The organism is Rhizobium sp. 268 (genome assembly GCF_036571585.1).
In the GTDB taxonomy this organism is placed as follows: Bacteria; Pseudomonadota; Alphaproteobacteria; order Rhizobiales; family Rhizobiaceae; genus Rhizobium; species Rhizobium redzepovicii.
In genome coordinates this window covers 23575-33684 of the sequence record NZ_JAPPSO010000031.1, presented here as the reverse complement: position 1 = coordinate 33684, position 10110 = coordinate 23575, and the positions used below count along the sequence as shown (strand labels likewise).

Below are 10110 nucleotides of genomic sequence, written 5' to 3'. Positions count from 1 at the left end.
GCAGCCCGGTAGCTCGTCAGGCTCATAACCTGAAGGCCGCAGGTTCAAATCCTGCCCCCGCAACCAATCCTTTCCCTTCGATACTCCAAAGCCCCTCTCATGCAGGGGCTTTTTTGCGTTTCCGGACCCGAGGAGTTAACACCTTGACCTTGCCCCGTTGAAATAATCCATTTTGAAGTAAGCTCTGGCCCATTGAGAGGACCAGAGAATGAAGCGCAACCGTTTCACGGACGAACAGATCATCGGCATTCTGAAGGAGCACGAGGCGGGCACGCCGGTCGCGGAGCTTTGCCGCAAGCACGGTGTCAGCGATGCCAGCATCTATAAATGGAAAGCCAAGTTTGGCGGCATGGAGGTGTCCGAGGCCAAGCGGCTGAAGACGCTGGAGGACGAGAACACGAAGCTGAAGCGGCTTCTGGCGGATGCCATGCTCGACAATGCCGCTTTGAAAGACCTTTTGGGAAAGAAGTGGTGACGCCCGCAGCCCAGCGGAAAGCTGTCGCACATCTCATGAACCAACGTGGGATGAGCGAACGACGGGCGTGTAAAGCCATCGGTTTTTGCCGGATGACGATCCGCTATGACACTAAACGCAGCGACGATCAGGGCCTTCGCGAGCGCATGAAGGCGTTGGCGCACGAACGCCGCCGCTTCGGCTATCGACGCCTTCATGTGCTGCTCAGGCGCAAGGGACACCTTGTGAACCACAAGAAGCTCTTCCGGCTCTATCGCGAGGAGAAGCTGACGGTGCGCAAGCGTGGCGGCCGAAAGCGAGCGATAGGCACACGAGCACCGATGCTGATCCCGCTTGCCGCCAATGATCGCTGGTCACTGGACTTCGTGTCGGATCAACTCACCGATGGACGCAGGTTCCGGGTGCTTACGGTCGTCGACGATTGCACCAGAGAATGCCTGGCTCTCGTTGCGGATACGTCCCTTTCCGGCCTTCGGGTTGCCCGTGAGTTGGACCGGATCATCGAGAGACGTGGCAAACCCAGGATGATCGTCAGTGACAATGGCAGCGAGTTCACCAGCAACGCGATCCTGCAATGGGCCGACCGGACCAAAGTCGATTGGCACTACATCGCACCAGGCAAACCGATCCAGAACGCCTTCATCGAAAGCTTCAATGGTCGGCTGCGCGACGAGCTCTTGAATGAAACGCTCTTCTCGTCATTGACCCACGCTCGATCAGCGCTTTCAAACTGGCGCAGCGATTACAACGATCATCGACCGCACTCCGGCCTTGGCTGGCTGACGCCCGCCGAGTTCGCTCAGACCATCAATCCGCGACGTGATGCGGTGCTGCGCAGCCGAAATGGCTCCGCACCGCAACCCGCCGCTACCGCCCCAAATACAGCAACCAAAAACCGCTGGAGCGAACTCAAAACTGGATAAAACTTGGGGGCAAGGTCAACCTCAGCAGGGGGCCGCAACAAGGCCAAGCGACAATGAATAGCCGATCCGCCTACACCGCTTCGAGTGTCTGAACCACGTCCTCGCCGCGACAGATGAGGCGTGCATAACCCTCGGATCAACCCATTTATCGGTTCTTAAGCAAAAAATGACAGCTTAGCTCCAATCGGTGGTGGGGATGCAGTCGTGGTAAATGGTTTGATGTCGCGGGTTCGCATTCAGACGAAAGTGCTCGTACTTTTGGCGCCATTCGTCATTAGCCTATGCGCAGTGGGACTGACCGGGTACTACGCGTCCAGCCTTCTCGAGGGACGGATGGAGATCTCCAACCATGTTTTGCAGTCCCTGAACGGGTTCAAACATGTTTCTTCCAGCATGACCGGCTTTCTGATGAAGCCGTCGCAGGAAGCCCGTGATACCGCGCTTACGGACGCCCGAGAGCAACTGGCAAACCTGAAGCAGACGATCGAGAGGCTAAGGCCGACGACCGATGTGGGGCTTCTTGACCGGGCGCTTGATCAGTCGCAAATCATCCCGCAAAAGATCGAAGCGATCTGGCAAATCGAAACGGGACAGCAGAAAATTCTCAGTGATGTGGACGCTGCTTCCGCGGCACTTCTTGACCTGCAAGGGCAGGTTGGCAAGCGCTCGTTCATGCTGATGGCCAGTGCAAAAAAGATGGAAAATGCTAACAAGAGCGGCCTGAGCAATTCCGTCTCCATCAGCGCCGCCGCCAGTGTCGCGACAAAACTTCGCAATGACTATACGAATGCGACGACGCCGGCTGATAAAGTTAGCCTGCTAGCCAAATATGCGTCCGAATTGCTAAAGGCAAAGGAGCAGCTTTCGTCTGCTGTCGCGACCGACAAACAAGCCCTTGCCGCGCAGTATGCCGCTGCAGTGGATGCCATCGCCAACGCTTCGAAAGTGCCGCCTGACACGTTGGATGTCCCAGCAACGGATACCGCCGTCGCCAATCTTGCTGCAACTGGCGACAGTCTCAAGACGATTGGCGACGATCTGATGCGGACCTCCGTGCTTGCGCTTGCCGCGTCGGACAAGGATATCTCGCAGGCGACGAATGTCGGCAACGCGCTGCGCGCCATCGTTAACAGCAATAACGAGATTCGCGTCGGCTTCGCCGAACTCGCCGGCAATCCAGACGATGCGCGAGTGAAGAAAGTCCAGCAGTCGATCTACATGTATCAGACCGAGCTCGGCCGTCTCGCCGGCGTGGTGAACGATGATCCCGTCTTTGGCGAAATTCCGAAGAAGGCTCAGCCCGTCCTCGATCTGCTCGCGGCGAACGCGGCAGCGCTCTCCGAAGGTGCGGCGCGCAAGCTGGCTGAGTTCGACAGCGCTGCGGGGCAGATCGATAACACCTGGAACCTGCTTGCTCAATTCGCCGAGACGCAGAGGCAAAATGCTGGGCAGGATCGTCAAGAGGCCAATAGGATATCTGGCGGCGCGATTGTCATCGGCATCCTGATTGCTATGACCGCGGGTGCCGCGCTGGTCGTCACCCTGAAGGGACCGATCACCCAGATTACCGCAGCGATGCGCAAGATCGCAGAGGGAAGGCTCGATACCACAATCACCGGCGAGGCACGAGGCGACGAAATCGGGGAAATGGCCCGTGCGCTTTCCGTCTTCAAACAAAATGCGCTATCGAACGTCGAAATGGAACACCAGGCCGAGATCGCTCGTAGCGATGCGGAATCTGAGCGCGCCCGCAACGAACTCGAGCGACGCAGCGCCAAGGCCCAGGTTGACGCCGTAATCGAGGCGCTTGCAGAGGGTCTCACGCGGCTGTCGCGCGGGGAGTTGAATTTTTCGATCGATACGCCCTTTGCCTCCGAACTCGACCGGATCCGCACCGATTTCAACATGTCGATCGCGGGTCTCAGGGAAACGCTCTGCGATATCCGCGAGACGTCTTCCCTCATCAGCGACAATGGCCGCCAGATGGCGGAAGCCGTTGATGACCTGGCCAGCCGAACGGAAAAGCAGGCGGCCGCACTTGAGGAAACCGCAGCGGCTGTGGAGGAGATTTCTTCTGCCGTCAACACCTCTTCAGGGCGGGCGGCAGCAGCGCTTGCACTTGTGCAACGCGCCAAACAGGGTGCAGACGCCTCCGCTTCAGTTGTCCAAAACGCGGTCTCGGCCATGGGACGAATTGAGGACGCCTCCGGCAAGATCGTTCAGATTGTCAGCGCCATCGACTCTATCGCCTTCCAGACCAACCTTTTGGCCTTAAACGCGGGAGTCGAAGCCGCAAGAGCGGGTGAGGCCGGCAAGGGCTTCGCTGTCGTGGCGCAGGAAGTGCGGGAGCTGGCGCAGCGATCGGCGCGCGCGGCCAAGGAAATCGGCGAACTCATCAACAATTCCGTCCGCGAGGTTGCGTCCGGCTCCGAGTTCGTCGGCCGTACCGGCGATGCGCTGATAGAGATTTCCAGCGAGATCGTCCACATTGTCGGGCATATCGAGCTTATGGCCTCGTCAAGCCGCGACCAGGCAACGACACTCCATTCGATCAACGCATCGGTAAACGATATTGACCGTATGACGCAGCAAAATGCGGCGATGGTGGAAGAGACGAATGCTGCCACCCGACAGCTGTCGTCCGAGGCGCTTGCACTTACCGACATGATTGCACGCTTTCGGCTGGAAGGCCCCAAGAACTCGGCTTCAAGAGGTTACGAGGCTGCGGCATGACGGCTGGATGTATTCGCGGGAGCCTGTTAACTCGCGTAGAGATACATGGCTGCGCTCTCGGCAGAAAGTCATGGCTGTTCGCCGGCGACCGTGGTGCCGATCTCGCTGCCTTCATGGCTAGGCTAACCATCAGCGCCAAGCTTAGTGATATCGATCCGCAGGCCTGGCTTGCCGACGTGCTTGCCCGCATCGCCGACACCCCGATCACTAGGTTTGGGCAACTGCTGCTGTGGAACTGGCGGTGGCCGAGCCTGCAAGGCCAAGCAGCCTAACTTGCGGCCCTCAGCGAATGATTACCCTGTCAGAGGCCTGCAAGGAGGCAAAGCCGACGAAGAGAGACAGACTACCAAATCCTGCCCCCAGCAACCAATCTTTCCCAATTGCCAATACGCAAAAACCCGCCCAGCGGCGGGTTTTTGCGTATTGGGTAAGGCAACACGTTATTTCGACGAGTTGCGGGCTGCTTTCAAGCGACGACTAGATAGTTGCTAAATGGATAATATTCTAATATACCTAGATTAGGCGCATCTTATATTTTACGGTAGAGAAAAACGTCCGTCCATTCGGCGGCGCCTATTATTCTATTCAGAGGGAAGTTCGATTTGATGAAGTAGATCAGGGATTTATAGGGGGGAATTATGATAAAATGGGGGCCTTCTCTACTCACGTCTCCGCATCGGAGGCATCGTCTTCTATCGGCAATCTCCGCGTTGTCTGCGTTCAGTGCACTGGTATTCTTCGCAGGGTTTGCGTCAGCGCAAGCGCCGACCGAGGAGCAGCGCGATGCGATCAAGGCAGAGTGCCGCTCCGATTTCATGGCGAAATGTTCGGGGGTGACGCCAGGAGGGATCGAGGCGCTCACCTGCCTGCAGCAGCATAGCGCTACGCTTTCGGAAGGCTGCCGGAAAGCGGTGTCGGCGGTGAACGTCAAGCCCAAGTCGACATCTGCGGAACCTGCGCCGGCGGCACCTGCAAATACCGCGACGGCCACCCCGGCGCCTGCAACCGCCACCCCGGCGCACCAGCCGACTCTGGCGCAGCGCAATGCGGTCAAATCGGCCTGTCAGCGCGATTTCATGGCGCAATGTTCCGGTGTCACGCCGGGCGGTGCGGCGGCCCTCAGCTGCTTGCAACAGCATAATGCCGCTTTATCGGCGCCATGTCAGCAAGCCGTTGCGGCATTGGGGGGATCGGGGGCGCCTACGGCTGGGGATGCGGCTGCCACCGGCGCGATCACGCCGGCCCCTCGGGCAATGCCAGCCTTCTCCCCGCGTGAGGAAGTGATGATCCTGCGGGAAACCTGCGGAGCAGACTTCCGGGCCTTGTGCCGCATGGTGCCTTTAGGGGGAGGGCGGGGCATTGCCTGCCTGCGCGACAATCTGCAGCGCGTATCACCAGCGTGCCATCGCGTGCTGACTTCGGGATTGTAGCGCCCGTTCGAGCCTTGCTCTCAGAAAGAGGTCGTCGCGCTCCAGCGAAAAATTTGGTGCGCGATCCTGCGAAGGCCGGCAAGCGCCCGTTTGCCCGCCTGCATTGCATCTCTCACATGTCATGTCCGGCTGCGGAAGATTCGGCAGTCGCCCATTCGCAATTCGATGAAATCAATGACGACACGAACGAAAGGCATTGCCATGTCATCGACTTTCTCTTTCCCGCGATTGAAGCGGATCCTCCTCTATGCCTCACTTGCCGCCAGCCTCGCACCGCCGACGAGCGCGTGGGCGGATGATGCGAAGGCTCTCCTGAAGACGATGTCCGATTTTCTAACGGCGCAGAAGACGATCTCCTTCACATACCAATCGTCGCTCGAAGCAGTGACGCCCGCCTTCGAGAAACTCCAGTTCGTCAGTTCGGGCACAGCCAACCTGACTCGTCCCGACAAGCTGCGCGTCACGAGGACCGGCGGCTTTGCTGACCTCGACGTGAGTTTCGACGGTTCGTCGCTGACGGTTCATGGCAAGAACCTCGACGCCTATGCCAAGATCGATGGCAAAGGTTCGCTCGATGATCTGATCGACAGGCTGATGACCGCAGGCGTCGAAGCGCCGGGCGCCGATCTTTTATCCTCCAATGTCTATGACGAACTCATGTCCGATGTGACGGAGGCCAAGCATATTTCCAGCGCGTTCGTGGATGGGGTCGAATGCGAATATCTGGCCTTCCGGACGCCTGAGATCGATTGGCAGATCTGGATACAGAGCGGCCCGCAACCGATACCCCGCCGTTACGTCATCACCAGCAAACACGTCGTCCAGGCGCCGCAATACACGCTCGAAATCAGCGATTTCAAAAGCGGAGCGGATGTCGCGGCCGTTTCCTACACGATTGAGGTTCCAGCCAGCGCAAAGACGGTCGATCTTAGTGAGCTGCAGTCGCTCGACGAGCTGCCTGAGGCTGCCGATATGGGAGAGGTAAAATGACCTATAGGAAGCTGTTCTTCGCCCTCGGCCTTGCCGGCGTTCTGACATTCACCGGCTTTCACATCGAGGAGCAGGGATCCATGTCGCTGTCGATCGGCTTTGCCACACCGGCGGGTGCAGTCATTGGCAGGCCGCTGACGCCGCTCTCCTATGCTGGTGTGGCCCGCCGGACGACGCGGCGGGTCGTCACACGCACGACGACAACCATCGCCGTGCTTCCGGCGGGTTGCCGCTATGGTCCCTATTACGGCGGCTATTATTATCGCTGCGGCGGTTATTATTACGCCAAGAGCGGCAACGTCTATGTGCAGGTGATCGTACAATAATTGCTGCGATCGCCTCACCCGACGTTCGATATCTCCGCTTCCTCCACGCTCGCGGCCGTGTTTGCGGGCGCTCTGCGCCGCTTCCAGTATTCCTCGAGGCGCTGCAGCAGCACGTAGAACGAGGGAACGAAGAGGATGGCGAGGCAGGTCGAGGCGATCATGCCGCTGAAGACCGATATGCCGATCGATTTGCGCGCTGATGCGCCGGCGCCCGTCGCCAGCACAAGCGGCAGCACACCGAGGATAAAGGCGAAGGATGTCATCAGGATCGGCCGGAAACGCAGGCGGGCGGCCTCGACGGCCGCGTCGAGGATTTCCATACCTTCCGCCCGTTTTTCCCGAGCATATTCGACAATGAGAATGGCATTCTTGGCTGCCAGCGCAATCAACAGGATAAGGCCGATCTGCGTATAGAGATTATTGGCCACACCCGCCGCCATCAGTGCCGCCACCGTGCCGAGCAGGGCGAGCGGCACGGCCAGGATGACCGCCAGCGGCAGGATCCAGCTTTCATATTGGCCGGCGAGCACGAAATAGACGAGCAGCATGGCGAGCGCGAAGATGAAGTAGATCTGCCCGCCGACAGCCTTCTCCTGATAGGAGAGCGCCGTCCATTCGAAACCGGTTCCCGTCGGCAATGTATGATCGGCGATCTGCTCCATGACCTCGAGCGACTGGCCGGAGCTGAAACCGGCGGCCGGTCCACCGACGATCGTGGCGGTGGGATAGAGATTGTAGAGGCTGATCAGCGAGGGACCTTGCGTCGAGGTGACATCGACGACCGTGCCGAGCGGCACCATCGTCCCGTCACCGGCCTTGACCTTCAGATTGCGGATATCGTCAGGGCTGACACGGAAATCGGAAGCGGCTTGCGCATAGACCTGGAAGGTGCGGCCGAATTTGTTGAACTGGGTGACATAGCTCGATCCGACATAGCCGGAGAGAGCGGAGAAGACCTGGCCCACGGTAATGCCCAGCGTTTCCGCCTTGATGCGATCGACCGAGACCGCAAGCTGCGGCACGTTCGAACGGAAAGGCGTGCTTAACCTCTGCAACGATGATTGGGCATTGCCGTTCCTGACAATCGTGTCGGCAAGCGATTGCAGCAGCGGATAGTCGGCTACGCCATTGCGGAGCTCGACCTGCATGGTAAAGCCGTTGGCATTGCCGACGCCCTGGATCGGCGGCGGCACGACCACCAGCGTTTTGGCGCTCAGCACATGCTGCAGTGCCTCGTTCAAATGCTGGTAGATCGACAACAGGTCCTGTCCCTTCTGCTTGCCGCGCTCGTCCCAATCTTTCAGAACGACATAGGCGACGCCGGCATTCTGCAGGCTGGCACTGTTGTCGAGAACGGAAAGGCCGCTGATGGTCAGCACCTGATCGACGCCAGGCGTGGCTTCGGCGATCTTGCCGACCTCTTCCATGACGACATCGGTGCGTTCCTTCGAGGCGCCATCGGGCAGTTGCGCACTGATCAGCACGTAGCCTTGATCCTCGACAGGCAGGAAGGCGGTCGGCAGACGGGAGAGCCCCCAGACGGCGACGCCGATCAGCGCGAGCGCTGCGATGGCCATGATACCGCTGTGACGGGTCATCGATCCGATCAGCCCGGCATAATGCCGTTCTCCCCAATCATAGCCCTTGTTGAAGCCGCGATAGAGGGCGTTACGTTTCTCCGGCGGAACCGGCGGGCGCAGCCAAAGAGCGCATTGTGTCGGTTTCAGCGTGACGGCGTTGACGGCGCTGATCAGCGCGGTCGCGGCAATGACGAGGGCGAACTGCCGATAGAGCTGGCCGGTCAGGCCAGGCAGGAAGGCGGCCGGAATGAAAACGGCCATCAGTACCAGCGTGATGCCGATGACCGGACCAAGCAATTCCTCCATCGCCTTTTCGGCGGCCTTTCGGCCTGACATTCCGGCCTCGATGTGCCGTGCCACACCTTCGACGATGACGATGGCATCATCGACGACAATGCCGATGGCAAGAACGATGGCAAACAGCGTCGACAGGTTGACGGTGAAGCCCAAGGCCGCCATGGCCGCGAAGGCGCCGATGATGGTGACCGGAACGGTGGTCGCCGGCACGAGCATCGCCCGCCAATCCTGTAGGAAGGCCAGAATGACGATGAGAACGAGAACCCCGGCCTCGATCAGGGTGACGTAAACCTCGTCGATGGAGGCCTCGACGAATTTCGTCGTGTCGAACGGCAGATGATATTCGAGGCCAGGCGGGAAGCTCTTCGAGAGCGCATCCATCTTTGCGCGTACCGCCTGCGCCACGGCAATGGCGTTCGCTTCCGGCAATTGGAAAATGCCGATGCCGGCCGCCGGCCGGCCGTTCTGCATGAAGGATTGGCTGTAAGTCTGGGCGCCGAGCTCGACGCGGCCGATATCGCGGACGCGCGTGATGCGGCCGCCCTGTCCGCTTTCGACCTTGACGACGATATTCTCGTAGTCGGCGGCCTCGTTCAGCCGGCCATTCACATTCAGCGTGTATTGAAAGATCTGCCCTTTCGGCACCGGCGGAATGCCGATCTGGCCGGCGGCGACCTCCTGGCTCTGCTGCTGCACGACACTGACAACATCCTGCGGCGTCAGGCCGCGCGCCTGCAGCAGGTTCGGATCCATCCAGATCCGCATGGCATATTGGCCGGCGCCGAACACCGTCACATTGCCGACGCCCGGCAGGCGGGCGAGTTCGTTCTGCAGATTGATGACCGCGTAGTTCGACAGGAACAGGCTGTCATAGCGGCTGTCTGATGAGGTCAGGCTAACGAAGCCGAGGATCGCCGTCGATTTTTTCTGCGTCGTCACGCCTTGAAGCTGCACCGCTTCGGGAAGCGAAGACATTGCGATCGCCACGCGGTTCTGTACCAGAACCTGGGCCTGATCTGGATCCGTTCCAATGGCAAAGGTGACGATCAGCGAATAGGTGCCGTCGCTGGCGCTGGTCGACTGCATATAGAGCATATTCTGCACGCCGTTGACCTGCTGCTCGATCGGCAGCGCGACCGTGTCGACGAGGGTCTGCGCGCTGGCGCCGGGAAAGCGTGTCGTCACCTGCACCGTCGGCGGGACGACATTCGGATATTGCGCCACCGGCAGCTGGTAGAGCGCGACCGCGCCGACGAGCACGAAGACCAATGCCAGGACGTTGGCGAGTACCGGTCGCTCAATGAAGAAACGCGAGATCATGCTGTTGTCCTCAGACGTTCAGATGAAGCGTGGTGG

6 protein-coding genes and 1 pseudogene are annotated in these 10110 nt (G+C 59.6%); 6 read left to right on the top strand and 1 reads right to left on the bottom strand.

The features are described 5' to 3' along the window. The first annotated feature begins 208 nt into the window (after nt 1-208). From OS035_RS31880 to OS035_RS31855, 6 genes and pseudogenes are all read left to right on the top strand, one after another. A protein-coding gene (locus tag OS035_RS31880; RefSeq protein ID WP_183782485.1) for an IS3 family transposase occupies nt 209-1398 on the top strand; the annotation gives its coding sequence in 2 pieces (ribosomal slippage) (nt 209-458 and nt 458-1398; 1191 coding nt in all). Between the two features lie 204 nt (nt 1399-1602). Further along, nucleotides 1603-4131, top strand: a complete 2529-nt coding sequence (locus OS035_RS31875) for a methyl-accepting chemotaxis protein (RefSeq protein WP_183782483.1) — start codon at nt 1603-1605, stop codon at nt 4129-4131. A 47-nt stretch (nt 4132-4178) separates the two neighbouring features. Further along, nucleotides 4179-4403 (top strand): annotated as a pseudogene (locus OS035_RS31870) (transposase domain-containing protein); the annotation flags it as partial. A 366-nt stretch (nt 4404-4769) separates the two neighbouring features. Next, nucleotides 4770-5561: a hypothetical protein gene (locus OS035_RS31865; protein WP_183782480.1), complete on the top strand. Its 792-nt coding sequence runs from the start codon at nt 4770-4772 to the stop codon at nt 5559-5561. Nucleotides 5562-5762: 201 nt separating this feature from the next. Further along, complete coding sequence (locus tag OS035_RS31860; RefSeq protein ID WP_097630013.1) at nt 5763-6551, top strand: DUF2092 domain-containing protein; 789 nt, start codon at nt 5763-5765, stop codon at nt 6549-6551. Further along, nucleotides 6548-6877: a hypothetical protein gene (locus OS035_RS31855; RefSeq protein ID WP_097630008.1), complete on the top strand. Its 330-nt coding sequence runs from the start codon at nt 6548-6550 to the stop codon at nt 6875-6877. Before OS035_RS31860 ends, OS035_RS31855 begins: the two co-directional genes overlap by 4 nt. Before the next feature lie 14 nt (nt 6878-6891). Here the strand turns inward: OS035_RS31855 and OS035_RS31850 are convergent, their stop codons facing one another. Further along, complete coding sequence (locus tag OS035_RS31850) at nt 6892-10074, bottom strand: efflux RND transporter permease subunit (protein ID WP_097630007.1); 3183 nt, start codon at nt 10072-10074, stop codon at nt 6892-6894. Between the last annotated feature and the right edge of the window lie 36 nt (nt 10075-10110).